A 24,006-nucleotide genomic window follows, 5' to 3' on the forward strand; every position below is an offset into this window, starting at 1 on the left:
CCGCATGAGCGACTCCCTTGATCTCAGCCTGGATGGCGTAGAACGCCGCTCGCTGGCTGACTTCACCGAACAGGCCTACCTCAACTACTCCATGTACGTGATCATGGACCGGGCGCTGCCGCACATCGGCGACGGCCTCAAGCCGGTCCAGCGTCGCATTGTCTACGCCATGAGTGAGTTGGGGCTGGATGCCGATTCCAAGCACAAGAAGTCGGCCCGTACCGTGGGTGACGTGCTCGGTAAATTCCACCCGCACGGCGATTCGGCCTGCTACGAAGCCATGGTGCTGATGGCGCAGCCGTTCAGCTACCGCTACACCTTGGTCGACGGCCAGGGCAACTGGGGTGCGCCGGACGATCCCAAGTCGTTCGCGGCCATGCGTTACACTGAGGCGCGGCTGTCGCGCTACTCCGAGGTGCTGCTCAGCGAGCTGGGCCAGGGCACCGCCGACTGGGTACCGAACTTCGACGGTACCCTGGACGAACCTGCGGTGCTGCCGGCACGCTTGCCCAACATCCTGCTCAACGGCACCACGGGCATCGCCGTGGGCATGGCCACCGACGTGCCGCCGCACAACCTGCGTGAAGTGGCCACTGCCTGCGTGCGCTTGCTGGATGAGCCCAAAGCCACCATCGAGCAGCTGTGCGAGCACATCCAGGGCCCGGACTACCCGACCGAAGCGGAAATCATCACCCCGCGTGCCGAGCTGCTGAAAATCTACGAGACTGGCCGTGGCTCGGTGCGCATGCGCGCCGTGTACCGCATCGAAGATGGCGACATCGTGGTCACCGCACTGCCGCACCAGGTGTCCGGCGCCAAGGTACTGGAGCAGATCGCCGCCCAGATGCAGGCCAAGAAGCTGCCGATGGTCGCTGACCTGCGTGATGAGTCGGACCACGAAAACCCCTGCCGTATCGTCATAATTGCCCGCTCCAACCGGGTCGACCTCGACGAATTGATGCAGCACCTGTTCGCCACGACCGAGCTTGAGTCCACCTACCGGGTCAACGTCAACATCATCGGCCTGGACGGTCGCCCGCAGCTGAAAAACCTGCGTGCGCTATTGCTGGAGTGGCTGGAATTCCGCATCAACACCGTGCGCCGCCGCCTGAAGTTCCGCCTGGACAAGGTCGAGCGTCGCCTGCATCTGTTGGAAGGCTTGCTGGTGGCGTTCCTTAACCTGGATGAAGTAATTCACATCATCCGGACCGAGGAACACCCCAAGTCAGCGCTGATCGCCCGCTTCGAGCTCACCGAGACCCAGGCCGAATACATCCTGGAAACCCGCCTGCGGCAGTTGGCGCGCCTGGAAGAGATGAAGATCCGTGGCGAGCAGGAAGAGTTGGCCAAGGAGCAGGCCAAGCTGCAGGCCCTGCTGGGCAGCGAAACCAAGCTGCGCAAGCTGGTCCGTTCGGAGCTGATCAAGGATGCCGAAACCTACGGTGATGATCGCCGCTCGCCCATCGTCGCCCGCGCCGAAGCCAAGGCGCTGTCGGAAAACGAGCTGATGCCGACCGAGCCTGTTACCGTCGTGCTGTCGGAAAAAGGCTGGGTGCGCTGCGCCAAGGGCCATGATATCGACGCCACCGGCTTGTCCTACAAGGCAGGCGACGGCTTCAAGACCTCGGCCATTGGCCGCTCCAACCAGTTCTCGGTGTTCATCGATTCCACCGGCCGCAGCTATTCGGTGGCGTCGCACACCTTGCCGTCGGCCCGTGGCCAGGGTGAACCGCTCACCGGCCGCCTGACCCCGCCGCCTGGTGCCTCCTTCGAGTGCGTCCTGCTGCCCGATGACGACGCGCTTTACGTGATCGCCTCCGACGCCGGCTACGGTTTCGTGGTCAAGGGCGAAGACCTGCAGGCCAAGAACAAGGCCGGCAAGGCACTGCTCAGCCTGCCCAATGGCGCCAAGGTGCTGGCCCCACGGCCGGTGGCTGATCGCGAAAGCAACTGGTTGGCAGCGGTGACCACCGAAGGCCGGCTGCTGATTTTCAAGGTCGCCGATCTGCCCCAGCTGGGCAAGGGAAAGGGCAACAAAATCATCGGGATTCCTGGCGAACGCGTGGCCAGCCGGGAGGAGTACGTCACCGATTTGGCGGTGATTTCCGAGGGTGCGACCCTTGTATTGCAAGCGGGCAAGCGTACATTGTCGCTCAAGGGCGATGACCTGGAGCATTACAAGGGCGAACGTGGCCGACGGGGCAACAAATTGCCGCGCGGCTTCCAGCGGGTTGATGCCTTGCTGGTGGAAAACGCCGGATAGCGCGACCCAGAGCGTTCGGTCTGTCGTTTTAAGCGCAGATCGACGCTGAACCGCTGGAGTCGTAGCGCATATTCGCGGATGATATGCCTTCTTGAGGTGCCGGCGTGGTCGTGCACCCGGATGAATTCGTTGAGTATCACTGCGGCGAGCCTTGTGGCTGCCGCCTGGATGAAATGATGACTTTTCTGCGCCTTCCCGTTTTATTGCTGACCGGTGTACTGGCCCTCGCGGGCTGCGCCGCTCACCAGCCGGTCGCGCTGTACCAGCTCGACAGTGGCAACCCCGGGCAACCCAAGCAAAGTGCCGGCATGTCGGTACTGCTGGGCCCGGTATCCGTGGCCGACTACCTGCAACGTGAAACCCTGTTGCAGCGCCAGCCCGATGGCAGCCTCAGTGCGGCGACCGATGGCCGCTGGGCGGGTAGCCTGTCTTCGGACATCGACCAGTTGCTGCTGCGCCAATTGGCGTGGCGCCTAGACAGCCAGCGGGTGACCCTGGCACCGGCCAGCAACGCTGGCACGCCGGATGTGCAAGTGCTGCTGTCTATTACCCGTCTGGACTCCGGCGACTCGCAACCGGCGATCCTGGATGCCCAATGGCGCGTGCTGGACCGCCGGGGTCAGGTGCGAGACAACCGCATCGTACACCTTGAAGAGAAGCACGCCGGTGGCACGGCTGCCCAGGTCAAGGCCCAAGGCATCCTGCTGCAGCGCCTGGCCGAGCAGTTGAGCGTCGCGGTCAAGCCGTTGGCCAACCAGCCAGCCCTGGCTGACGAGAAGAAGCCGGCCGCCAAACCAGTGGCCAAGGAAGAGGCGGACAAGCCGAAGATGCCATTGGCATCGCCTATCCGTACCGACATGGAAGTGTTCCGCTTCTAAGCCGTTACCCACAAAAAAGCCCGCAGCGATGCGGGCTTTTTTGTGTTCGCTGGCCGTCAGGCGCGGGTTTCGTGCATGCGCGCCAGCTGACGCTCCAGCAGCGATGGGTAGGGCTCCAGCAGGCGCTCCACACAGCACGCGCCTTCGGGGCTGGCGATGGGGCGGATGCGGGCACGTTGGCGGACCAGGCTGTCGTCGCTGATGCGACGCTCCACCAGCAGCAGGTTGCGGCTGTGCTGGGACAACGCCAGGGCGTCCTGAGCCGGCTCGGTCAACAGCAGGTCGATCTGGCTCATGCCGGCCAGGTCATCGCCCAGTACCAGGCCCAGTTGCAGTTGCAGGGTAATCCCGCTGTCCGCCACTTCGATTTGCAATTGGTGCCCCAGGGCCCGCAGCAGCTCACCGCAGCAAATGGCGTTGGTCAGGTAGTCCTCACCGCTGCTGTCGCTGTTGAACAGCATCAGCGTGCTGCCGTCGTTCAGGGTGTGCAGTTCGCTTTCGTACAGCGAGGCCGCCTGGTCCAGGCACCCACGGTAGCGCTGCAGTAACTCCATCAGGCGGGCGCGGGGCAGGCGCCGCAGTTGCTCCTGGCCGCCCAGTTGCACCGCCAGCACGGCGCTGTGCTGGGGCTGCCTGGCGACCACAGGCGCAGGCATCGCAGCTGGCTTGACGGCTACCGGCGCGGTGTCACGCAGGTCGGCAAACGGGTCTTCGCCGTCTTCGTCTTCATCTTCTTCGGCATGGACAACCCGTTTGGGCGCGGGCTTGACCGCCACCGGGGCACTCTCGTCAAAGCTGGCGTCACGCAGGTTGCGCACCTCGAAAGCCGGGCCTTCGTCTTCCTCTTCTTCGAACTCCGGCTCCTCCACTTCCGGCACGGGCGCAGGCTCGGGGGCGAAGCGCTGGTGCAGGTCGCGGGCCAGGTCGCCGATTTCATCCTGGCGCTGGGTGGCCGGGGTGTGTTCGTCGATTTCGCGCAGCCACACCCGCAATTGCAGCAGCGGCGTGGAGATATTGCGGCCCATGCGCAGGCTCAACACCAGCGCCAGGACCAGCAGGATCGCGGCCAGGATGCCCATGCTCTGCAGGCTGATGGTCAACGGTTGCTGGAACTGGTTCATGTCCAGGCTGATGCGCAGGTGGCCGGCGGTCACATCCTGGAAGGTGATCTTGGTCTCGTAGACCCCACCTGCCTCGCCCAGCAGGCCAGCCTTGGGCCGGTTGCCAGCCTCGGCCAGGGTACGGTTGTCCACGCTGTAGATGGCGGCATGGGCCACCAGCGGGTTCTTCACCAGGTTGTTGAGCAGCACGTTAAGGCTGAGGATGTCATTGGACACCAGCAGTTCGGTGGCCGAGGTAGCCGTTTGCGTGGTCAGGCTCTGGCCCACGGCGTCGGCTTGCTCATGCATGGCCTGCTTGAACTGCAAACCCATCACGCAGGCGTAGATCACCAGCGCCAGGGCGACCAGCACTACGTTGAGACTGGCGATGCGCAATGCAATCGGCGCACGGCGGTGACGCAGTGCCCGGAAGATCAGCAGGAAGAAATTGTCGGTTTTTACTGGCGTGGGCCGGTTCACTGAGCGCGGCTCTTTATGTCCGTGAAGTTGCTGCGCAGTATAGCGACAGGCCCCAGAGCGGCAAAGCGCTGCCTGTGCCCGATGGTCACTGAAAGTAGGTAGAATGCGATTTTTTTCCACGAACGGGGTGCCCTTTGCGCGAAATCGTCCTGATTAACATCACCGGTTCAGACCGTCCTGGCTTGCTGGCCGCTGTCACCGGTGCACTGGCCGAGGATGGCGTGAGCATTCTGGATGTCGCCCAGTCGCTGCTGCACGGCGCACTGTCGCTGGCGGTGGTTGCCTGTGCCGACGATGGCGCCCGGCTGGCGCTGTTGCGCGAGCGTATACAGGGGGTAGCGGGCGTTCAGGCCCAGTTCACGTCGCTGTCTGAAAAGGACTACCTGGCCTGGGCTGCCGCCGGTACTGACAACCGTTTCGTGGTCACCCTCATGAGCCGGCATATCACTGCCAGCCAGGTGCAAAGCGTCACCGATATCGCTGACCGTCACGGGTTGGTGGTCGAGGCTATTGACCGTCTGTCGGTTCGTCCCGGTTTGAGCGCTCCGGCGCCTGAAGGCAAGGCGTGCCTGGAGTTCACCGTTCGTGGTGAGCCAGCGGATATCAACTTGCTGCGCCGCGACTTTCTCGCTGCGGCCATGTTGCTGGACGCCGATATCGCGATACAGGAAGACACCCTGTACCGCCGCCACCGCCGCCTGGCGGTGTTCGACATGGACTCCACGCTGATCCAGGCGGAGGTCATCGATGAGCTGGCCAAGGCCCATGGTGTCGGCCATCTGGTGTCGGAGATCACCGAGCGCGCCATGCGCGGTGAGCTGGACTTCCGCGCCAGCTTCAAGGAGCGCATGGCGCTGCTGCAAGGGCTGGACATCAGCGTGCTGGATGCCATCGGTGCCTCGCTGCGCCTGACCGAAGGCGCCGAAGTATTGTTCGCCGAGCTCAAGCGCCTGGGTTACAAGACGGCGATCCTGTCCGGGGGCTTCACCTACTTTGCCAAGCAGGTGCAGGCCAAGCTGGGCATCGATTATGTATTCGCCAATGAGTTGCAGGTGGTCGACGGCAAATGCACGGGCGTTGCCGTGGAGCCCATCGTCGACGCCCAGCGCAAAGCCGACCTGCTGGTGGAATTGGCTGAGAAGGAAGGTTTGACCCTGGAGCAGACCATTGCCGTGGGCGACGGTGCCAATGACCTGCCGATGCTGGCCAAGGCCGGCCTGGGCGTGGCCTTCCGTGCCAAGCCGCTGGTCAAGCAGTCGGCGCGTCACAACATCACGACCCTGGGCCTGGATGGCGTGCTGTACCTGCTGGGTGTGCGCGACAGTCAGGCGTGAAGGCGGGCAGTGGGAGTCGGGTTTCCGGCTCCCACGAAAAGACAGGCCCGCTTGCGCGGCCTGCCCCGAATCAGAGGTTCTTCCACAGCGAATCGAATTCGCTGTTCAACTGCTCTGCCACCGCCGGCGCGACTTCCAGAATGCGGTATTCGAACTGGTTGAAGCTGCCGGTGGAACTCACCTTGCGCCCCAGATGGGCGCGTTGTTCGTCGCCATGGCTGTTGATCATGACCTTGTGCCCTTCCTGAAACGGCAGGCGTGGCGCCAGCAGCGATGCCTTGATGTCGATGGCGCGGATTTCCGGCAACTGCAGGCCCCGCACGTACTGGCTGTTCTCCTGGTTGTTGCGCAACAACTGCAAGCCGCACGGCAGGGCGTGAGGGGCGATCAGCTCGATGCCCATCTGCGTGCCGCCGCTGCGCACCTGGCGGATCCAGCGTACCACTGCCACGCTCCAGCCCTGGGCTGGGGCATCCTGGATGCCTACCAGTTCGCCAGCCTGCAACTGTGCTGGTACTTCGCGGGGCCACGCCAGGCAGTAGCCGCCGGGGCTATGGTTGACGATCTGCAGTTCGTGCACAGGGTAGTCCCGACTCGCCTGGGCGCCTGAGCCTTCGGTGTCGAGGGCCGGGTATTCGATTTCCTCATAGGGGAGCAGATCGTTGTTCTCGCCATTTCGAGCCGCGTCGAACGCTTGGCTCCAGCTGTCATTGCCGACCTGGCTGCGCGCCTGGAACGTAGCGCTCAGTCCCGCGTCGGCCCGTTTGAGCAGGGTACTGAAGTCCTGTTCGCCGCCCAGGTAATAGTGCAGGGTGCTCATACCGACGCACAGGCTCATGGTGCCTTGCCCCGGGGTGCGCTGGAACGTGCGCTCGGCCACATCGCCCCAGGCAGCGGCCATGTGCTGGAGCATGTCCACGGTCATGCCGGAGGGCACCTGCAGGCGCGACTGCCCGCGCTCCTCGACGGGCAGGTGCAGCCACTCGGTAATCGCCTTGACCAGGGGGTGTGGGTCCAGGCCGAGCATGGTTGACAGCTGGCTGGCGGGAAACAGGCTTTTGTAACGCGGCGGGGCGTCGCTGTCCGGCGCCACTGCGAACTGCGCCTCGGGGTTGCCCGCCGGTACGACCCGCACCAAGGCGCTCCAGGGTTCCAGCACATTGGCCAGTTGCAGGATGGCTTGCTGACGCATCTGGTTGCAGCGTGAGCTACCCAGCAGCAACGCAGTGGCGTAGGTTTGCTCGATGCTCTGCTGGTGTGCGTGCGCCACCAAGGCATCGTTGACGAAAGTGCGGTGCAGCTGAAACTTGAGCGCCACCTGGTACAGCTGGTGCAACTCCAGCCAGACGCCGTCGGGCACGGGGCAGTACAACAGGTTGGCGCGAACCAGGGGGCCTTTGAGGGCATGCATGGCGCGCTGGATACCGGTGGCCAGCAGCAGGTTGCGGTCTTTCAGGCGCGCCGAAACCCGCAGCACGATCAACTTGTAGCCCACGGCCAACAGGTTCTGCAGGGCCTGGCACAGGTTGGCGATCTTGCGGGCCCGCTCATCCAGCACCACCGCCTGGTTGAGAAAATGCCGCTCCAGGTGGCTGCAGACGAAATACACCTCCGGGCGCAGCAACTCCAGCAGTTGCAGGCGGTTGTCGCTGGGGGTCACCAACTGGTTGAGTTCGATCAGGCCTTGGTACAACTGGCGCGCGGTTTCGCCCAGGTTGGCCTTGGGAAGCGCGGCGATCCAGCGCTTCAGCTCGCGCGGGTTGGCCTCACAGAACGACAGGCTGTGCTGGGAGGGCGTGGGGGCGCGCAAAAGAGGTGGCGGGGGGGCGGCGGACATCGAGCGATTCCCGTTGAGTCAGTCGTGCATGGGTGCGCTATTGTCACCCGATGGCGTCAAGACTGCACGGCCTTGGCGTCGCAGGCAAGTGCGCAACTCGATCGCCGCCCCCAGGCGTCAGGCGTCGGCGGCCTGGCCGATGCGCTGACCCATGTTGACCACGGAGCCAGCGGCCAGCTCGTGTGCCCACTTCACTTGCTGTGGGCCGAACAGCACGACCGCGGTGGAGCCCAGTTTGAAGCGGCCCAGTTCAGCGCCTTTTTCCAAGTGAATGGGCGCGCGGGCGGCTTCGTCGTAGCGTACGGTCTTGAGCTCACGCTTGGGCGGCGTTACCAGGCCGGCCCAGACGGTTTCGACCGAGGCCACGATCATCGCGCCCACCAGTACGACGGCCATCGGACCGCGCTCGGTGTCGAACAGGCACACCACGCGCTCGTTGCGGGCAAACAGTTCCGGCACGTTTTCGGCCGTGGTCTGGTTCACCGAGAACAGCCGGCCCGGCACGTAAATCATTTCGCGCAGGGTACCCGCCAATGGCATGTGCACCCGATGGTAGTCCTTGGGCGACAGGTAGATGGTAGCGAACTCGCCACCCATGAACGGCGCCGCGTTGGCCGGGTCGCCGCCCAGCAGTTCGAGGGTGCTGAAACTGTGGCCCTTGGCCTGGAAGATGCGGCCATGCTCGATGGCACCCAACTGGCTGACAGCGCCGTCTGCCGGGCTGAGGATGGCCCCGGGGGTCGGGTCCAGCGGACGCGCGTCGGCTTTCAGCGCGCGGGTGAAAAACGCGTTGAAGTGCTCATAGGCGGTCAGGTCTTCGACCAGTGCCTGGGACATGTCCACCTGGTAGCGCTTGGCGAACCAGGCGGTAAAGGCGTTCTTGAACCAGCGCACGCGGCATTCGGCGACACAGCCGGCCAGGCGCGACAGCAGGTGGTGGGGCAGCAGGTATTGGCTGAGGATGAACAAACGGGATTTCATCGGGTTTCCTTAAACTTCGACGGGCGTGTCGGGGTGGTTGCCCCATTCGCCCCAGGAACCGGCATAGCCCTTGACGCGCGGGTAACCGAGCGCCTTGGCCACCAGGTAGGTAAAGCCGGAACGGTGGTGGGTCTGGCAGTGGGTAATGATTTCCTTGTCTGGGGTGATGCCCAGTTTTTCAAGGGTTTGGTGCATATCGGTACGGATGCGCAGGTTGCGGGTGGTGTCCATGCCGGCGGTCCACTCGAAATTGATTGCGCCGGGAATGTGGCCCCCTTTGGCGGCCAGTACCTTCTCGCCGCTGTATTCCAGCGGCCCGCGGGCGTCCCAGATGGCCAGGTCGGCGGCGCCGATGCGGCTTTGCAGGTATTCGCGGGTGGCGGTGGGCTCGTCGTGCAGGGTCAGGGCTACGCTGCCGGCATGCGGTGCTGGCACCTCGGTGGTCAAGGGCAGTTGCGCCGCTTCCCAGGCCAGCACGCCGCCGTCCAGGTAGTGGTACTGCTTGTGGCCGATCACGTCCAGCAACCAGATGAAGCGCCCGGCCCAGCCACCGCCTTCGTCGTCGTACACCACATAGACGGCCTGCCGAGTATGCCCCAGCTCGCCGAACAGTGCTTCGAGCGCAGGCAGCGTCGGCATCAGCCCGGGCGCGGGTGGCTGGCCCAGTTGGGTGCGCTTGGGGTCGACGAAGCGGGCCCCCGGGATATGCCCGGCGCCATAGCGGGCGGCGCTGGTCAAGTCCACCAGAATCAGCTCTGGAGCATCGAGGCGTTCTTGCAGCTGAGCGGCTTCGATCACCAGCGGCAGGCCCGAGAAGTCAGCCATGTGAGGTCTCCAGAAGAAAAAGTGGGGGCAGATTGTAGCGCATGCTTCAGTTGCCGCGCTGGCTGAAGGTGGTCAGCGCGCGCTCTATGCATTGTGCGGTTTTTCCGAAAGCCTGGACGGTAATTTCCGAGAAAGGCCCGCCTCCCTGGTCTGCGACCACCAGCATTACCACGCGGTCATTGCTTGCCAGGGAGCGCAACAGCAGGTGCTCGCCCTTGAACAGCCCGCGCAGGGCCGAAGGTATCAGCGCCGAGAACTGGCCGTTGTTCTGGGGCGTGAGGCGAATCTGCGCGGCCTTGGTCAACAAGCGTTGCACCACATTGCTCTGGCTGACCAGCAGGTTGAGGCCGGACGCTTCCGGTGGCAACCCTGCGGTTTGATGCACCCGCAGGTTGGTCTGGTTCTTGTCGATCATCAGCAGCAGCACCCGCTTCATGCCACACGCTACCAGGGCATCACGAGCGCAGGTGGTCAGGTGCATGGCATTGGTGAAACGGCTGGGTTCGGCCAGCAGCTCGGCACAGTATTTACGCCAACTGCCGAGGTCATCGGCGCTGGGTGGCGGCGCGGGTTGCAGGCCCCGGTGCACGCGGCGCGCATCCCATGGCCACAGCAACGCCTCGGCCGGGTGCCAGAGCCCCGGCACTGCGTAGTTGCGCGCGTTTTGTACCGCTTGCTGGTGCACCTGTTGTTGCAACTCGCCCAAGGGCATTTGCAGGTACAGGCAGGTCAGGTATTCCCAGCGCAGCAGGTGCGGGGTGTTCCAGGCCTCCTGGGCCGCCAGTGCCAGGCCGTTGGCCAGCACCACGGTGTTGGCGGGCTGGTTGAGCCAGCGGCGCAGGCCCGGGTCATCGTCCAGGCGCTGCTGCTGGCGCAGGCCATGTTCTTCATCACGGGCAATGTGCAGCACCTTGACCAGCTCGCGGTGCTCATCCAGCAGCAGGTTGTAGCCGTGGAGGATCCAGGCCGGCAGGCGCCACAGATGGGCCAGGCCTTGGCACAGGGCCAGCAGGCGCACGCCAAACAATTCGTGCTCCACTTTGGCGGCTGCCTCGCCCTTGTGCACCACCCGCAGCTCCCATTCCTCCAGCAGGGCAGGGTGGGTGATGGCTAGAGGCCATAATGGCGACAGGAACAGCAGGCTACCCCAATGGACTTCCTGCCACAGCCGCGCCAGGCGCGCGGCAAACAGACCGTTGGCCTGCTGCGCGGCGTGCTGGCTGATCAGCAGCAGTTGGCGCAGCCCCCGAGGCATGTCCTCGGGCAGCGCCGTGGGCAGGCGTTCGAGCAGCTCCTCGGTGCGCTTGAGCCCCAGGCGGTTGAGCGCCACTTCCAGGCTCTCCACCGGCTCGGCCAGGCTCTGGTTGATATGGTGGTTGGCCTCGCGGATAACGCTGAGCACCAATGCCGGGCTATCCTGCATCAGCTCGGCGATGTCGCGCAGTGAACTGCGGCTGTCCTCGAGCGCTGCGCGCACGCGATCATGGCTGGCCAGCGGCACCGGCAGGCGCACGCCGTCGAGCAGTTTCAGCCAGTCTGTAAGGGTGTGGGGCGTCTTGGTAGGCACGTTGCGCTCAATTGGCATGCTGGAGGACCGAACTGGCTTTTCAACTTTTCAGGCTATAGTCTGGCGCAGAACTGCCGATAAGTAGAACAAGAGATTCAGAATCTTGCGCCCTCACCCTGACCACGACATGTAAGTGCTTCCAACCTATGGCTAAAATTATCGGCATCATCGTCGTATTCGCGAGTGTGCTCGGCGGATACGTTCTGTCCCACGGTAAAATTGCAGCGTTGATCCAGCCGTTCGAAGTGCTGATCATCGGCGGCGCCGCCTTCGGTGCCTTCCTGCAGGCGAACCCCGGCTACATGACCATGAAGGTCATCAAGAAAGGCCTGGGCATGTTCAAGTCGCGGTTCTCCCACGGCTTCTACATCGAGGTGCTGAGCCTGGTCTACGAGATCCTCAACAAGAGCCGTCGTGAGGGCATGATGGCGATCGAGAGCGACATCGAAGACGCCGCCGCCAGCCCCATTTTCGCCAAGTACCCCACCGTGCTCAAAGACGAGCGCATGACGGCTTATATCTGCGACTACCTGCGTATCATGTCCTCGGGCAACATGGCGCCCCATGAGCTCGAAGGCCTCTTCGACATGGAGCTGCAGAGCATCAAGGAAGAGCTGGAGCACACCTCCCATGCCGTCACAGGCATCGCCGACGGCATGCCCGGTTTCGGTATCGTCGCGGCGGTACTGGGTATCGTGGTGACCATGGCATCCTTGGGCGATGGCGACAAGGCCGTGATCGGTGCCCACGTGGGTGGCGCGCTGGTGGGTACCTTCTTCGGTATTCTCGCTGCCTACGGTTTCATGGGGCCATTGGCCACGGCCATCGGCCATGATGCCAAGGAAGAAGTGAACGTCTACGAAGCCATCAAGGCTTCGCTGGTGGCCTCGGCCTCGGGCATGCCGCCGTCGCTGGCGGTTGAGTTCGGCCGCAAGGTACTGTTCCCGGCCCACCGCCCGAGTTTCTCCGAGCTGGAACAAGCGGTCCGCGGTCGCTGAGTCATGGAAAATAACCAGCCGATAATCATCAAGCGCGTCAAGCGCTTCGCTGGCGGCCACCATGGTGGTGCCTGGAAGATCGCCTTCGCCGACTTCGCTACGGCGATGATGGCGTTCTTCCTGGTGCTGTGGTTGCTGTCCACGGCCACCCCGGAGCAGAAACTGGCCATCGCCGGTTACTTCCAGGACCCGGTGGGCTTCTCCGAAAGTGGCTCGCCCTACATCATCGACATGGGTGGCACGCCCAAGCTTGCGCCGGACAAGACCCTGAACCCGGATATCGAGAGCTCGCCGCCCACGCCGACCACGCCCGACAAGATCAATGAGAACGATGCCGAGCAGATGGCCGAGAAGATCGACCAGGAACGCTTGAACCTGCTGCTGCAGGAACTGCAGAACAAGGTGGACCAGAATCCGCAACTGCAGAAGTTCAAGGACCAGATCCTGTTCGAGATCACCCAGGAAGGCCTGCGCATCCAGATCATGGACGCTGAAAACCGGCCGATGTTCGACACCGGCAGTGCGCGCCTGAAGCCATACTTCGAAGACATCCTTTTGGCCATGGCCGACACCATCAAGGCGGTGCCGAACAAGATCAGCGTCAGCGGCCATACCGACGCCCAGCCTTATTCGGGCCAGGGCGACTTCGGCAACTGGGAGCTTTCCGCCAACCGCGCCAACGCCGCCCGGCGCGCGCTGGAAGGGGGCGGCTACCCGGATGGCCAGGTGGCACGCGTGGTGGGCTATGCGTCGTCGTCGCTGTTCGACCGCAAGAACCCGCTGAACCCCGTCAACCGCCGCATCGACATCGTGGTGCTGACCAAGAAGGCCCAGCGCGAAATCGAAGGCGAAAGCACCCCGGACGCTACGCCGCCAGCCAACGGCACCAAGCCCGGCGCCACACCTGGCGCTGCCGCCCCGGCAGGTGCCGCCAAGCCGACGCCAGGGCCCGGCGCTTCGGCCGCCGACCCCAACGCGCCCATGCAGCCGCGGGAATTGCGCCAGAAGCTGAACCTGTTCGAGGACGGCACCTTGAAGATGGACGAGCCGAAGGAGTAAACCTTCCGCTTCGCCCGACGCCCGCCCCGACCCTGTCGCGGCGGGCGTCGTGCGTTTCAGGCATGGCGGGTGATGGCGGTAATGATGTGGCGCGTGTGCCAGCCACACTCGGCATGGGCCGCGTCCCGCACCCTTGGCGATATGCGCTCTGGCCCGAACGGCTTGACCACTATCACCGGCTTGCTCAGCCGCTGGGCCATCTCGATTTCGGGGTCGATCCACTGGCTGTAGGTGGGGTACACCCCGGCCATGATCAGGAGTACCGAGCACGGCCGAAGGTGTTCGGCGATGGCCTGCTGCAATTCCGCCGGGGTGCGCTCCACCACCGGGTGCGGGTCAGGCACTGCATGGCTCTGGAAAACGAAGCTGGCGTCCAGTTCAAGCAGGTTGAGCAGGCGGTCGTAAGCGTCCGAGTAACGCCAGGAGCGGCTGATGAACAAGTGATACGTCGACATTGCAGTCCCTTTCAGTCGAATGAATGACGGGCTGACAATCGTTCAGAATCGTTTTATTCAGCAACGGATGGTGCGATAAAAAGAACCGTCCTACACCGTAGGGTAAAATTTCCTACAGTTTTCGCCCGAAAACTGTAGGAATTTCCCTGGTTCGCTCACTGCGCCCGCGTCGGCGGCAGCGACCGGCTAGTAGGTATCTTCCGGCAAGCTGGCGATGATCGAGCGGTAGCTGTTCATGCGTTGCTGCTGCACCCGGCCTTCGGCCAGCGCCTGGAGCAGGGCGCAACCTGGCTCGCGGTCGTGCTTACAGTCACGGAAGCGGCAATGGCCGATCAGTTCGTCGAACTCGATGAAACCCGCCTCCACGTCGGCGCGGCTGACGTGCCCCAGGCCGAACTCGCGAATGCCAGGGGAGTCGATCAACTCGCCACCACCCGGGAAGTGGAACAGCCTCGCCGTGGTCGTGGTATGCGTACCCTGCCCGGACAGTTCCGACAGCGGCCCTACGCGGGTCTGCACCTCAGGTAGCAGGCTGTTGACCAGCGATGACTTGCCTACGCCGGACTGGCCGACGAACACGCTGATGTGCCCGTCCAGTTGCGCCTGCAACTGCTGCATGCCATCGCCGTGGTGCGCCGACACCTCCAGCAACGGGTAGCCGAGCTGGCGGTACACGGCCAGCAGGGCGTTCAGCGCCGGGGCGTTCTGGTCGTCGATCAGGTCGGCCTTGTTGAGCAGCAGCAACGGGCGAATCCCGGCATGCTCGGCGGCCACCAGGTAGCGGTCGATGAGGTTGGCGTGGGGTTCAGGCATGGGGGCGAACACAATGACGATCAGGTCGACGTTGGCCGCCACCGGCTTGAGCTGGCCCCGGCTGTCGGGCCGGCACAGCTCGGTGCTGCGGGGCAGCTGGGCAACGATCACGCCGATGCCCTGGTTGCCTGCGCGCCATACCACCGTGTCGCCGGTCACCAGCGCGGGCAGGTTGGCGCGCAGGTGGCAACGGAACACCTGGCCGGCCAGTTCGCCTTCCTGGGCCTCGACCTCTACCTGCACACCGAAGTGGGCGATCACCAGACCCGTCTGTTCCGGGCCCAGGTCACCACCTTCCAGCGCTTCCAGCGTGTGCGATTCGCGTTTGGCGGCGCGAGCGGCGCGCTCACCCTGGATTTTTTCGATGCGCCAATTCTGGCGGCGGTTGAGCTGGCGTTTGGCCATGAGTGTTCCGTGCGGGGGTAATTAAAACGGCGACGAGTTTAGCATGCCCGGCTGAGCTAAACTGCGCAGCCAAGCCGAGGAGTCTTTCACATGCAAAACGCTGACAACCTGATCTGGATCGACCTGGAAATGACCGGCCTGGACCCGGACACCGACGTCATCATCGAAATGGCTACTATCGTCACCGATAGCAACCTGAACACCCTGGCCGAAGGCCCGGTCATTGCCATCCACCACAGCGACGAAGTGCTGGCGCGGATGGATGAATGGAACACCCGTACCCACGGCAATTCGGGTTTGACCCAGCGTGTGCGTGACAGCAAGGTCAGCATGGCCGAGGCCGAAGCCCAGACCATCGCTTTCCTCGAGCAGTGGGTGCCCAAGGGCAAGTCGCCGATTTGCGGCAACAGCATCTGCCAGGACCGCCGTTTCCTGTACCGCCACATGCGCGGCCTGGAAAACTACTTCCACTACCGCAACTTGGACGTTTCCACCCTCAAGGAACTGGCCGCGCGTTGGGCGCCGAAGGTCAAGGACAGCTTCAAGAAGGGCAGCACCCACCTGGCGCTGGACGACATCCGCGAGTCCATCGCCGAGCTGCGTCACTACCGTGAGCACTTCATCAAGTTCTGATCGGGGGTGCTGTGGGAGCTGGCAAGCCAGCTCTCACTTTCCAATCGGCTAATAAACCGGCCGCCGACTCAAGCGCAGCGACAAGGCGATATCCCGCGCCAGCGCCTCGATGTCAGCGCTCTCCAGGTTGGCCGTGCTGACCCGAACCGCTGCGCTGCCCCCCGGGCTGAAGGGCGTGCCGGGCTGCACGCCCCAGCCATAGGATGCCAGCGCCTGCACGGCAGAAGCCTCGTCTGCCACCGGCAACCACACATGCATTCCCTCGCCGCCTTGCTCGCACTGCACCCCATGGCGGCCAAGTGCGTCGATCAATGCGTGGCGCCGCTGTGCATAGCTCTCAGCGGCGTGCCGCAACTGCCCTTGGTCCAGCGCTTGCTGCCACAGCCTCGCGGCCAGGCGCTGCACCAGCAGGCTTACCCAGCGCGATGCCAGTGCCTGCAAACGCTGCATGGCCGCCAGCACCTGGGGGGCGCCCGTCACCACCGACAGCCGCAGGTCGGGCCCCAGAAATTTGCTGGCCGAGGTGATGTGCACCCAGCGCGCCGGCATCGCCATGGCCTGGGGTGGGGTGGCATGGCTGAGCGGGCCCCAATGGTCGTCCAATATCAGCAGCGTCCCGGGCGCTTCTTGCAGCGCGTTTGCCCAGGTTTGCCAGCGGCTTTCCGAAAACGTTCGCCCTGTGGGGTTCTGGGCTCGCGGCGTGAGAATCACAGCCGCGGCATTCTGCAGTGCCTGTTCACTTGGAACGCAGGCGCCGTGGTTGTCGCTGAGCAAGGCGACGGGTTTCAGCCGCAGGCTGGCCAGCAGTGCCAATACCGGTGGCCAGCAAGGTGATTCCACGAGGACCCGATTGCCGGGGCGGCAGTGGGCGCGCAGGGCTTTTTCCATGCAGTCCATGGCGCCCTGAAATACGCCGATGTCCTGGGACGGCAGGTGCTGGCTATGCAGCCAGCGCGCCGCCAGGTCCAGCAGCTGAGGCTCATTGGCCTGGATATCGTAGCCCGTGTCGCCGGGCATACCAGCCCATTCCTGGGCGTCCAGGCGCGGCAGCAGGCGCGCGTCGACGTTGCCGCTGGCAAGGTCGCGCAAATGCTCTGGCAGTGCATGGCGGGCAATGGCGCTCGCTTGCTCGGCCGCCACGCGGGTGCCGCGCCTGCCGTCCGTCACGACCCACTGGGCATCGCGCAGTAACTTGTACGCAGCGCCCACGGTGTTGGGGCTGACGTCGAGCTGCGCTGCCAAGGAACGAACGGCTGGCAGAAGATGCCCGGTAACAATTTCCCGGTCGCGGATAAGCTGTTCAATCGATTCAGCGATCTCGACAGCAGTGGAGCCAGTCACCAATAATGTATTCATACATTAACTATATTGTATTGGTACAAAAATGAAAAGTGCTTGGGTTGTGCGTCATCTGGCGTTCGAAGGCTTGGGCGTATTTGCCGAGGTGCTCGAACAGCGTGGTTATCGCGTGCGCATGTTCGAGGCGCCAGTAACCGACCTTGCTGAACTGGACGCCGGCGAACCGGACTTGCTGGTGCTGCTGGGCGGTCCCATCGGCGCCTTCGATGAGGCTGTCTATCCGTATCTGGCCGGCGTCTTGCAATGGGTGGAGCAACGGCTGGCCTCAGGCCGCAAGTTGCTCGGGGTGTGCCTGGGGGCGCAACTGATCGCCCGGGCGATGGGGGGCCAGGTAAGACCCATGGGGGTGAAGGAAATAGGCTATGCCCCGCTGACCCTCACGGCCGCGGGGCGCACGTCGGTGCTCGCGCCGCTGCACGCATCGATACCGGTATTGCATTGGCACGGCGACCAGTTCGAGATCCCCCGGGCGCCACGCACCTCGCGGCCTCCGCCGCCTGCCCGCATCAGGCTTTCGCCGTTGGCAACGCCGTGCTGGCGTTGCAGTTCCATCTGGAAGCAGACCCTCGGCAGATCGAGGCCTGGCTGGTAGGCCATTGCGCTGAGTTGCACGGTGCAGGCATCGACCCGCGGGCGCTGCGCAGCCAGGCAGCCGAGTTGCGCGCCGGCGAGGTGCTGCTGTGCCAGCAGCTGTTCGCCGACTGGCTGGATCTGCCCGAAGGCCCGGCCTGATGCGCCTGGGCAGGCTTGAGGCCTTGTTGATAGGCAAAGCGGTGCCCTTCACCCGGGACGGCACCCACAGCGCCATCGCCAAACAACCGGCAGGTGCCACGATCGCCGTGTCGACCTTGGGCTTGCAGGGAGACGAACAGGGAGACCGGCGCATCCATGGCGGCATCGACAAGGCCGTCCATCAGTACCCGTCCGAACACTACGCGTCATGGCATTCGCATGTGGGCGCACATCCTCTGCTGCAGGCGCCAGGTGCGTTTGGCGAGAATCTTCATACCTCGGGCATGACGGAAGATACGGTTTGCCTGGGCGATGTCATCGGCTGTGGCAGCGCGGTACTGGAAGTCAGCCAGACGCGACAGCCCTGCTGGAAGCTCAACGACCGCTTTGTCGTGGGCGACATGGCGTTGCAAATGCAGCGCACGGGCATGACAGGCTGGTATTACCGGGTTTTGGAAGAAGGGGAGATGAGCGTCGGCGATTCATTTGAACTGCTGACGCGGCCTTATCCGGAATGGACCCTGCGGCGCATCATTTCACTCCTCTATCACCGCTCGATGGACCGTGCCGAGTTGGTAGCGCTGCGGATGCTGCCATTGGTGCCCTCCTGGCAACGCCTGGTTGATCGCCGCTTGCGCGAGGGGCAAGTGGAGGATTGGAGTGGGCGGTTGCACGGTTCTACATCATCGATATGAAGAAGGAATTGTTTCTTGGAACTATTCAGGGTTGAAGTCAGCAAGGAAGGAAAGCTGTGGTGCGCGATCGACGTTGAGCGATCAAACCCGTTGAATGTGCTGGGGGATGTCATCGGCAGGTTTGGTGTGGATGAAGGCTTCAGTCTTCGTGTGCTGAAACGAGTGGGTGAAAAGCGGCTCCTGGAGTCTACGCCTGAAGGTATAAAACTGTGTTTTGCCGAGCCTATTTTTACGCCCTATGTTTTTGATTGATTTGCTATTGGTCTTTTGTGTGTTTGAGTGTAGGAGACTTCTCTTTCTTGTTTGAGGGGTATTGATTTGAACAATATTGCACGATAATTGTTGCTCTTGGGATTCACGTTCCCAGTGAACAACCAAAGATGCTGATATCAGCATCGTCGTGCAGTATTTTCAGGGAGAAAATCAATGTCCTGTGCGGGTGATGAGTCCAGTGCGGTTACGGCCATGCTGGAGAAACTGACGATGCTTTGGAATAGTCGGGCAGCGGTCAATCGTGCACCGCTTTCATTCGAGCATATGGTATTTGATGCGGCGCGTCCTGACTTCTGCGAAGCGTTGCTGCCATTCTCCCGGCATGAAGCGTGGCAGTGCGCCACCGGCCAACAGCAGTCCGAGTGCCTGACATACGCCTGGATTATCTACAATCTGAAAACGATCTACATCGAGTGCGATATTGTCACGCCTGCCTGCGAAGACCTTCTCAAGTTTTCGCCACTGGTTGGGCATCGAAGGTCCGTCATGCAGGAGGCGATAGCCGAGGCATTGCTGGACGAGGCCCTGCATACGAAAATGTCGGTCAGTGCCTGCAATTACATCTATGACCGGCGGCATGTACCGCTGTTGAACTTTTCGCAATTCAATCTGCTGCGGTGGAAGGATGAAATACTGGCGTCCTGCACAGCGGAGTGGCAGCGCAGATTAACGCGCTTCGGCATGGCGTGCGCCAGCGAAACCATGATCACCGATTATTTGAAACGAATGTCTGAAGATGCTGCCATTCAAGTTGTCTGTCGCGAAGTAACCCGAACGCATGCCGAGGATGAATGGAGTCATTCGAGTGTCTTCTCTTTTGTTGCCATGGATATCGTCCAGGGGCTTTCCCTGTCCGAGCGGGTTTATTTGCAGCAAGTCATCAGGAAAACCGTGCATATGTTCGCCGATAACGAAATGGGCGCTTGGGCTCATGTGTTCTCACTGGTGGGGCTGGCCGGGGCCGATGACATCATTGCCGACAGCCAGGGTTTTGCCGAGGTGCAGGTCTATACCGATTCTGTCACCGCATTGCTTGAACGCATCGGTCTTGATTGAGGCTGCTATCTGGTGGTTGCCGCGGACAATAGAGAGGAGAGGGCTTTGGAATCGTATTTGGTCTGTGACTGGCTGCGGCAGGAAGCACAGGATATATGGTCGATCGGTTTCACTGCGCTCGATGACAAGGTTGGCAAGTACATTCGGTTAGGGCATTTCATTCTCATTGACTTTCCTGATCTGCAGGGGCGTCCGGGGCGTCGCTGTTATTCGATCTGCGGGGTGGGACCCGCCAATGGGTTTCAGGTATCGGTCAGGCGTTCAGGCAAGGGTGGCGTTTCCGATAGCCTGGTGGACCGAATGCGGCCTGGGTGCGTGGTGGCCTTGGCGGGAGTAGGGGGGGACATCAATGTCGACCGGGTTGTGCACATGAACTCCCTGTTGATGCTCGCCTCCAGCATAGGGGTGACGTTGCCCATTGCCCTGCTGCGCGGCTTGCTGCAACGGCGTCAGCGAGGTGAAGCTGTTCCGAAGGTTCATTTTGTTGCAGTCATCCAGGACCTGCAGCGCTTGCCCTTCCTGCAGGAACTGTTGTCACTTCACCTGGAGTCCGATTGGTTTGAGCTCAGCGTGCACCTGACACGCCAGCGCATCCTGTCGCGTGTGCAATGCTTCGCCCCTGGCAGGCCCGCCCCGGCGGCAGTGTTCGGCACGCAGGAATGGGAGGGTGTGGTGATCTGCGGCGGCTATTCTTTTGCCCAGTGCCATGAGGAATATGCGCGCCAGCATTTGCCTGGCAGCGAAATCTTCGTCGAGGCGTTCAACAGCGTGAACCCCGAGGGCGCGGAAACAGCAGCGACGGTGCGGGTCAAGGCAAGGATCGATGGTGTGGTGCTGAATATTGACCCTGGCAAATCACTGCTGGAGGGGTTGGAGGAGCAAGGTGTTTCCATCCCCAACCAGTGCCGCGCGGGAATATGCGGCCGATGCCGGATCAAAGTGCGGTCCGGCGAATATCGGACCAGCGACGATTTCGCCATAAGCGCGAAGGATCGGGCGAAGGGTCACGTATTGGCCTGCTGCACTTACGCGCTGGGTGATGAAATATCGGTAGAGCGGCCCGGCTCACAATAACCTGCTGGCCTGAGTGGGTTTCCAGAACAGCGACTGCCTTTGCGCGCGCTGGGGCGGTGGATGCTTCCAGCCACTACGCCGAGGCGCGTTGTGCATGCTGACGCAGCGCCCATTCCACATGCTCGCGCACTAACTCGGAAGGGTAATCGCGCCGCGCCTCCAGGGCCTCCAGCACTGGAATGGTCGAAGGCGCGTTCCCCAAGCCCACCGCCAGGTTGCGCAACCAGCGCTCATAACCCGCCCGCCGCAGGGGCGAGCCTTCTGTGCTGTTCAGAAACCGGTCCTCGTCCCACAGGAACAGCTCCGCCAGGCCGGCGTTGTCCAGGTTGTGCCGCGGCTTGAAGTCGCCCTCGGCAGTGGGGCGTGCGAAGCGGTTCCAGGGGCAGACGATCTGGCAGTCATCGCAGCCGAACACGCGGTTGCCGATCAGCGGTCGCAGCTCTTCCGGGATCGCGCTCTTGAGCTCGATGGTCAGGTACGAAATGCACCGCCGCGCATCCAGCACATAGGGCCCGACGAAGGCGTTGGTGGGGCAAATGTCCAGGCAGGCGCTGCAGCGACCGCAGTGCTCGGTTGCGTGTGGTTCATCGACTGGCAGCGGCAGGTCGACAAACAATTCGCTGAGGAAGAAGTAGCTGCCTGCCTTGCGGTTCAGCACCAGGGTGTTCTTGCCTATCCAGCCCAGCCCCGCCTGTTCGGCGATGGCTTTTTCCAGCACCGGGGCGCTGTCGACGAAAGCGCGGTAGCCAAACGGCCCGATAGCCTGCTGGATCCGTTCGGCCAGGTGCTGCACGCGCTTGCGAATCAGCTTGTGGTAGTCGCGACCCAGGGCGTAGCGCGACACATAGGCCTTTTCCGGCTGGGCCAGCAACTGCGCCATGCCAGTGTCGCCGGGCAGATAGTCCATGCGCAGGGAGATCACGCGCAAGGTGCCCGGTACCAGTTCTTCCGGGTGCGAGCGCTTGCTGCCGTGGGCGCCCATGTACTCCATTTCGCCGTGGTAGCCGGCCGCCAGCCAGCGTTCCAGGTGTTTTTCGTGTTCGCCAAGGTCCAGGCCGGCGATGCCGACTTGCTGGAAGCCCAGTTCGCGGCCCCAGTCTTTGATGGATTGGGCCAGGGCGGGGAGATCGGCGATAACGGCGGACATGCGAAGAGGGAAACCGAGGCTGAGGTGGGTATAATTCTGCCAGACATTGCGAGTGAACGTTCAACCATGCCACTTCCAGACGACGACATGCCCGACCTGCTGTACAGCGCGGCCCAGGTGCGGGCCCTCGATGCGGCCCTGATCGCGGCCGGTACCGACGGTTTCGAACTGATGCAGCGCGCCGCCCATGCCGCCTGGCGCGCCTTGCGCCGCCAGTGGCCTCAGGCCGATGGGGTAACGGTACTGGCCGGGCACGGCAACAATGCCGGCGACGGCTACCTGATTGCGGCCCTGGCCCAGCGAGCGGGCTGGTCGGTGACTGTGCTGGCGGTGGGTGATACCGCCCGTCTGCAGGGTGATGCCGCGGCGGCGCTGGCTGAGGCGCGGGCTGCCCGGGTCGACATCCAGCCTTGGTCGGCGGATACGCCCTTGCAAGGGGTGCTGGTGGACGCGCTGCTGGGCACTGGCCTGACCGGCACGGTGCGTTCGCCCTACGCCGACGCCATCGACGCTATGAACGCCAGTGGCCTGCCAGTGTTGGCGGTGGATATCCCTTCGGGGCTGTGCACCGATACCGGTCAGGTCCTTGGCCATGGGGTCAGGGCCGACCTCACGGTGACCTTCATCGGCTTGAAGTTCGGGCTGTTCAGCGGCCAGGCTGCCGACCAGGTGGGCCGCCTGGTGTTTGACGACCTGCAGGCTGAGCCGGCGATCGTGGCTGCCCAGCCGGTCATGGCTCGGCGCCTGAGCATCGCTTCACTTCCCCGCCCCGCCCCAAGGCCCATGACCGCGCACAAGGGCAATTACGGCCAGGTGCTGGTCATCGGTGGCGACCTGGGCACGGGGGGAGCCACCTTGATGAGCGCGGAAGCGGCCTTGCGCACGGGGGCTGGCATGGTCAGCCTGGCGACCCGGTCCGAGCATGTGCCAGCGGCCATTACCCGACTGCCCGAGGTGATGGCCCTGGGGGTTCATTCGTCCAATCAACTGCTGGGCCCGCTGGACAAGGCCGATATCGTCGTCATCGGCCCCGGCCTTGGCCAGGCCAGTTGGGGGCGTAGCCTGCTGTCCATTGCGGCGACGGTGGCCAAGGCTCAGGTCTGGGACGCCGATGCCCTGAACCAGTTGGCCGAGGGCCGCGTGGCCTTGCCAGCGGGGTGCATCATTACCCCACACCCGGGCGAGGCAGCGCGCCTGCTGGGCGTGACGACCGCCCAGGTGCAGGCCGACCGTGCCCATGCGGCGCTGGCCCTGGCGAAGAAGTTTTCGACCGTCTGCGTACTGAAAGGCGCCGGCAGCTTGATCGCCGCGCCGGATGGCCGCCTGGCACTGTGCAACCACGGCCACCCGGCCATGGCCACCGCCGGGCTGGGGGATGTGCTCAGCGGTGTGCTGGGCGCTCTTCTGGCCCAGCACATGGCGCCGTATGATGCCGCCTGTCTGGGCGTGTGGCTGCACGCATGCGCGGGCGAGCAACAAGGTAGCAAGGGCCGCGGGCTGGCGGCCACCGATCTGATTCCAGCCATCCGTCAGTTGTTCGAGGAGCTGTCCCCTTGTCTGAAATAGAGCTGTTTGTGCCCGACGAAGACGCCATGGTCGCCTTTGGCGGCCGTCTGGCACAGGTCACCCAGGCCATCGGGGTGATCTTCCTCGAAGGCGACCTGGGGGCCGGTAAAACCACGCTGTCACGTGGGCTGATCCGCGGGCTTGGGCACACCGGGGCGGTGAAGAGCCCGACCTTCACCCTGGTCGAACCTTACGAGTCCGCGAGCTTTCGCGCCTATCATTTTGATCTGTATCGCCTTGTCGATCCCGAAGAACTGGAATTTCTTGGCATTCGGGATTACTTTGAAGGTGACGCTCTCTGTCTGATCGAGTGGCCTCAGCGTGGTGCGGGCTTTTTGCCAAAGCCTGACCTGACCATTACCATACGCCCCCACGCGGGCGGCCGTTCGCTGACTTTGACGCCACAGGGCGCGCGTGGCGAGTCGTGGTGTGCCGTCCTGGCACGGGAATTCAAATAATTTTGGGTGGGTGTTTGT

At 63.3% G+C, this 24,006-nt stretch carries 23 protein-coding genes; 14 read left to right on the forward strand and 9 right to left on the reverse strand.

Features of this window, described 5'->3' with window-relative positions; genetic code table 11:
* Window positions 1–4 precede the first annotated feature (4 nt).
* Window positions 5–2,263 (forward strand): DNA topoisomerase IV subunit A, encoded by a 2,259-nt coding sequence (parC, locus tag HWQ56_RS02670; RefSeq protein ID WP_158158652.1) that lies wholly within the window; start codon window positions 5–7, stop codon window positions 2,261–2,263.
* Between the two features lie 176 nt (window positions 2,264–2,439).
* Window positions 2,440–3,141 carry a PqiC family protein gene (locus HWQ56_RS02675; protein ID WP_176569727.1) on the forward strand — a complete coding sequence of 234 codons (702 nt, stop codon included), beginning with the start codon at window positions 2,440–2,442 and terminating at the stop codon, window positions 3,139–3,141.
* A gap of 56 nt (window positions 3,142–3,197) precedes the next feature.
* On the opposite strand, the gene HWQ56_RS02680 is transcribed toward HWQ56_RS02675, so the two are convergent.
* Window positions 3,198–4,721 (reverse strand): histidine kinase, encoded by a 1,524-nt coding sequence (locus HWQ56_RS02680; protein WP_158158650.1) that lies wholly within the window; start codon window positions 4,719–4,721, stop codon window positions 3,198–3,200.
* 134 nt (window positions 4,722–4,855) lie between these two features.
* On the opposite strand from HWQ56_RS02680, the gene serB reads away from it, so the two are divergent.
* Complete coding sequence (gene serB / locus HWQ56_RS02685) at window positions 4,856–6,055, forward strand: phosphoserine phosphatase SerB (protein ID WP_158158649.1); 1,200 nt, start codon at window positions 4,856–4,858, stop codon at window positions 6,053–6,055.
* Window positions 6,056–6,125: 70 nt separating this feature from the next.
* On the opposite strand, the gene HWQ56_RS02690 is transcribed toward serB, so the two are convergent.
* From HWQ56_RS02690 to HWQ56_RS02700, 4 genes are all read right to left on the reverse strand, one after another.
* Window positions 6,126–7,892 carry a molecular chaperone gene (locus HWQ56_RS02690; RefSeq protein ID WP_176569728.1) on the reverse strand — a complete coding sequence of 589 codons (1,767 nt, stop codon included), beginning with the start codon at window positions 7,890–7,892 and terminating at the stop codon, window positions 6,126–6,128.
* Window positions 7,893–8,009: 117 nt separating this feature from the next.
* Window positions 8,010–8,873: an archaetidylserine decarboxylase gene (gene asd, locus HWQ56_RS28945; RefSeq protein WP_199267125.1), complete on the reverse strand. Its 864-nt coding sequence runs from the start codon at window positions 8,871–8,873 to the stop codon at window positions 8,010–8,012.
* 9 nt (window positions 8,874–8,882) lie between these two features.
* On the reverse strand, window positions 8,883–9,698 hold the full coding sequence (locus tag HWQ56_RS28950) for a rhodanese-like domain-containing protein (protein WP_199267126.1): 816 nt from the start codon (window positions 9,696–9,698) through the stop codon (window positions 8,883–8,885).
* A gap of 46 nt (window positions 9,699–9,744) precedes the next feature.
* Window positions 9,745–11,283 carry an HDOD domain-containing protein gene (locus tag HWQ56_RS02700; RefSeq protein WP_158157039.1) on the reverse strand — a complete coding sequence of 513 codons (1,539 nt, stop codon included), beginning with the start codon at window positions 11,281–11,283 and terminating at the stop codon, window positions 9,745–9,747.
* Between the two features lie 128 nt (window positions 11,284–11,411).
* Here HWQ56_RS02700 and motA point away from each other — a divergent pair, with 128 nt between their 5' ends.
* Window positions 11,412–12,263, forward strand: coding sequence for a flagellar motor stator protein MotA (gene motA, locus HWQ56_RS02705; RefSeq protein WP_158157041.1), 852 nt, complete (start codon window positions 11,412–11,414; stop codon window positions 12,261–12,263).
* Between the two features lie 3 nt (window positions 12,264–12,266).
* Window positions 12,267–13,322 (forward strand): flagellar motor protein MotB, encoded by a 1,056-nt coding sequence (gene motB, locus HWQ56_RS02710; RefSeq protein WP_176569729.1) that lies wholly within the window; start codon window positions 12,267–12,269, stop codon window positions 13,320–13,322.
* Between the two features lie 56 nt (window positions 13,323–13,378).
* Here the strand turns inward: motB and HWQ56_RS02715 are convergent, their stop codons facing one another.
* Window positions 13,379–13,777, reverse strand: a complete 399-nt coding sequence (locus tag HWQ56_RS02715; protein ID WP_176569730.1) for a TIR domain-containing protein — start codon at window positions 13,775–13,777, stop codon at window positions 13,379–13,381.
* A gap of 186 nt (window positions 13,778–13,963) precedes the next feature.
* Complete coding sequence (gene rsgA / locus HWQ56_RS02720; protein WP_158157047.1) at window positions 13,964–14,995, reverse strand: small ribosomal subunit biogenesis GTPase RsgA; 1,032 nt, start codon at window positions 14,993–14,995, stop codon at window positions 13,964–13,966.
* Window positions 14,996–15,085: 90 nt separating this feature from the next.
* On the opposite strand from rsgA, the gene orn reads away from it, so the two are divergent.
* Window positions 15,086–15,628, forward strand: coding sequence for an oligoribonuclease (gene orn, locus HWQ56_RS02725; protein WP_158157049.1), 543 nt, complete (start codon window positions 15,086–15,088; stop codon window positions 15,626–15,628).
* 48 nt (window positions 15,629–15,676) lie between these two features.
* Here the strand turns inward: orn and HWQ56_RS02730 are convergent, their stop codons facing one another.
* Entirely contained in the window at window positions 15,677–16,984 is a 1,308-nt protein-coding gene (locus HWQ56_RS02730) for an aminotransferase class I/II-fold pyridoxal phosphate-dependent enzyme (RefSeq protein WP_176569731.1), read from the reverse strand.
* Window positions 16,985–17,012: 28 nt separating this feature from the next.
* Here HWQ56_RS02730 and HWQ56_RS02735 point away from each other — a divergent pair, with 28 nt between their 5' ends.
* The 6 genes from HWQ56_RS02735 (at window position 17,013) to HWQ56_RS02755 (ending at window position 20,817) form a co-directional block, all read left to right on the forward strand.
* The gene (locus HWQ56_RS02735; protein ID WP_245217813.1) at window positions 17,013–17,579 is read left to right on the forward strand and encodes a glutamine amidotransferase-related protein; all 567 of its coding nucleotides are present in this window, start codon (window positions 17,013–17,015) and stop codon (window positions 17,577–17,579) included.
* A 14-nt stretch (window positions 17,580–17,593) separates the two neighbouring features.
* The gene (locus HWQ56_RS29205) at window positions 17,594–17,719 is read left to right on the forward strand and encodes a hypothetical protein (RefSeq protein WP_280634417.1); all 126 of its coding nucleotides are present in this window, start codon (window positions 17,594–17,596) and stop codon (window positions 17,717–17,719) included.
* A complete protein-coding gene (locus tag HWQ56_RS02740; RefSeq protein ID WP_158157053.1) occupies window positions 17,719–18,414 on the forward strand; it encodes an MOSC domain-containing protein in 696 nt (231 codons plus the stop codon). The genes HWQ56_RS29205 and HWQ56_RS02740 overlap by 1 nt, the downstream gene beginning before the upstream one ends.
* A 15-nt stretch (window positions 18,415–18,429) precedes the next feature.
* On the forward strand, window positions 18,430–18,666 hold the full coding sequence (locus HWQ56_RS02745; protein WP_158157055.1) for a hypothetical protein: 237 nt from the start codon (window positions 18,430–18,432) through the stop codon (window positions 18,664–18,666).
* Between the two features lie 213 nt (window positions 18,667–18,879).
* The gene (locus tag HWQ56_RS02750; protein WP_199267128.1) at window positions 18,880–19,743 is read left to right on the forward strand and encodes a diiron oxygenase; all 864 of its coding nucleotides are present in this window, start codon (window positions 18,880–18,882) and stop codon (window positions 19,741–19,743) included.
* A gap of 45 nt (window positions 19,744–19,788) precedes the next feature.
* Window positions 19,789–20,817, forward strand: coding sequence for a 2Fe-2S iron-sulfur cluster-binding protein (locus HWQ56_RS02755; protein WP_176569732.1), 1,029 nt, complete (start codon window positions 19,789–19,791; stop codon window positions 20,815–20,817).
* Between the two features lie 73 nt (window positions 20,818–20,890).
* Here HWQ56_RS02755 and queG read toward each other — a convergent pair whose 3' ends face one another.
* Window positions 20,891–21,964: a tRNA epoxyqueuosine(34) reductase QueG gene (queG, locus tag HWQ56_RS02760; protein WP_158157061.1), complete on the reverse strand. Its 1,074-nt coding sequence runs from the start codon at window positions 21,962–21,964 to the stop codon at window positions 20,891–20,893.
* A gap of 66 nt (window positions 21,965–22,030) precedes the next feature.
* On the opposite strand from queG, the gene HWQ56_RS02765 reads away from it, so the two are divergent.
* A complete protein-coding gene (locus tag HWQ56_RS02765; RefSeq protein ID WP_158157062.1) occupies window positions 22,031–23,530 on the forward strand; it encodes an NAD(P)H-hydrate dehydratase in 1,500 nt (499 codons plus the stop codon).
* Window positions 23,518–23,988, forward strand: coding sequence for a tRNA (adenosine(37)-N6)-threonylcarbamoyltransferase complex ATPase subunit type 1 TsaE (gene tsaE / locus HWQ56_RS02770; RefSeq protein ID WP_158157065.1), 471 nt, complete (start codon window positions 23,518–23,520; stop codon window positions 23,986–23,988). The genes HWQ56_RS02765 and tsaE overlap by 13 nt, the downstream gene beginning before the upstream one ends.
* Window positions 23,989–24,006: the final 18 nt, after the last annotated feature.

This window comes from Pseudomonas eucalypticola (genome assembly GCF_013374995.1).
GTDB classification, from domain to species: Bacteria; Pseudomonadota; Gammaproteobacteria; order Pseudomonadales; family Pseudomonadaceae; genus Aquipseudomonas; species Aquipseudomonas eucalypticola.

What these genes read in the sequence shown, in the direction of transcription:
- queG (WP_158157061.1), bottom strand. Translation starts at nt 21,964, where the DNA reads ATGTCCGCCGTTATCGCCGATCTCCCCGCCCTGGCCCAATCCATCAAA.
- HWQ56_RS02730 (WP_176569731.1), bottom strand. Translation starts at nt 16,984, where the DNA reads ATGAATACATTATTGGTGACTGGCTCCACTGCTGTCGAGATCGCTGAA.
- HWQ56_RS02700 (WP_158157039.1), bottom strand. Translation starts at nt 11,283, where the DNA reads ATGCCAATTGAGCGCAACGTGCCTACCAAGACGCCCCACACCCTTACA.
- rsgA (WP_158157047.1), bottom strand. Translation starts at nt 14,995, where the DNA reads ATGGCCAAACGCCAGCTCAACCGCCGCCAGAATTGGCGCATCGAAAAA.
- orn (WP_158157049.1), top strand. Translation starts at nt 15,086, where the DNA reads ATGCAAAACGCTGACAACCTGATCTGGATCGACCTGGAAATGACCGGC.
- parC (WP_158158652.1), top strand. Translation starts at nt 5, where the DNA reads ATGAGCGACTCCCTTGATCTCAGCCTGGATGGCGTAGAACGCCGCTCG.
- HWQ56_RS02675 (WP_176569727.1), top strand. Translation starts at nt 2,440, where the DNA reads ATGACTTTTCTGCGCCTTCCCGTTTTATTGCTGACCGGTGTACTGGCC.
- asd (WP_199267125.1), bottom strand. Translation starts at nt 8,873, where the DNA reads ATGAAATCCCGTTTGTTCATCCTCAGCCAATACCTGCTGCCCCACCAC.
- HWQ56_RS02715 (WP_176569730.1), bottom strand. Translation starts at nt 13,777, where the DNA reads ATGTCGACGTATCACTTGTTCATCAGCCGCTCCTGGCGTTACTCGGAC.
- HWQ56_RS02735 (WP_245217813.1), top strand. Translation starts at nt 17,013, where the DNA reads ATGAAAAGTGCTTGGGTTGTGCGTCATCTGGCGTTCGAAGGCTTGGGC.
- HWQ56_RS02740 (WP_158157053.1), top strand. Translation starts at nt 17,719, where the DNA reads ATGCGCCTGGGCAGGCTTGAGGCCTTGTTGATAGGCAAAGCGGTGCCC.
- HWQ56_RS28950 (WP_199267126.1), bottom strand. Translation starts at nt 9,698, where the DNA reads ATGGCTGACTTCTCGGGCCTGCCGCTGGTGATCGAAGCCGCTCAGCTG.
- motA (WP_158157041.1), top strand. Translation starts at nt 11,412, where the DNA reads ATGGCTAAAATTATCGGCATCATCGTCGTATTCGCGAGTGTGCTCGGC.
- HWQ56_RS02765 (WP_158157062.1), top strand. Translation starts at nt 22,031, where the DNA reads ATGCCACTTCCAGACGACGACATGCCCGACCTGCTGTACAGCGCGGCC.
- motB (WP_176569729.1), top strand. Translation starts at nt 12,267, where the DNA reads ATGGAAAATAACCAGCCGATAATCATCAAGCGCGTCAAGCGCTTCGCT.
- HWQ56_RS02690 (WP_176569728.1), bottom strand. Translation starts at nt 7,892, where the DNA reads ATGTCCGCCGCCCCCCCGCCACCTCTTTTGCGCGCCCCCACGCCCTCC.
- HWQ56_RS02750 (WP_199267128.1), top strand. Translation starts at nt 18,880, where the DNA reads ATGCTGGAGAAACTGACGATGCTTTGGAATAGTCGGGCAGCGGTCAAT.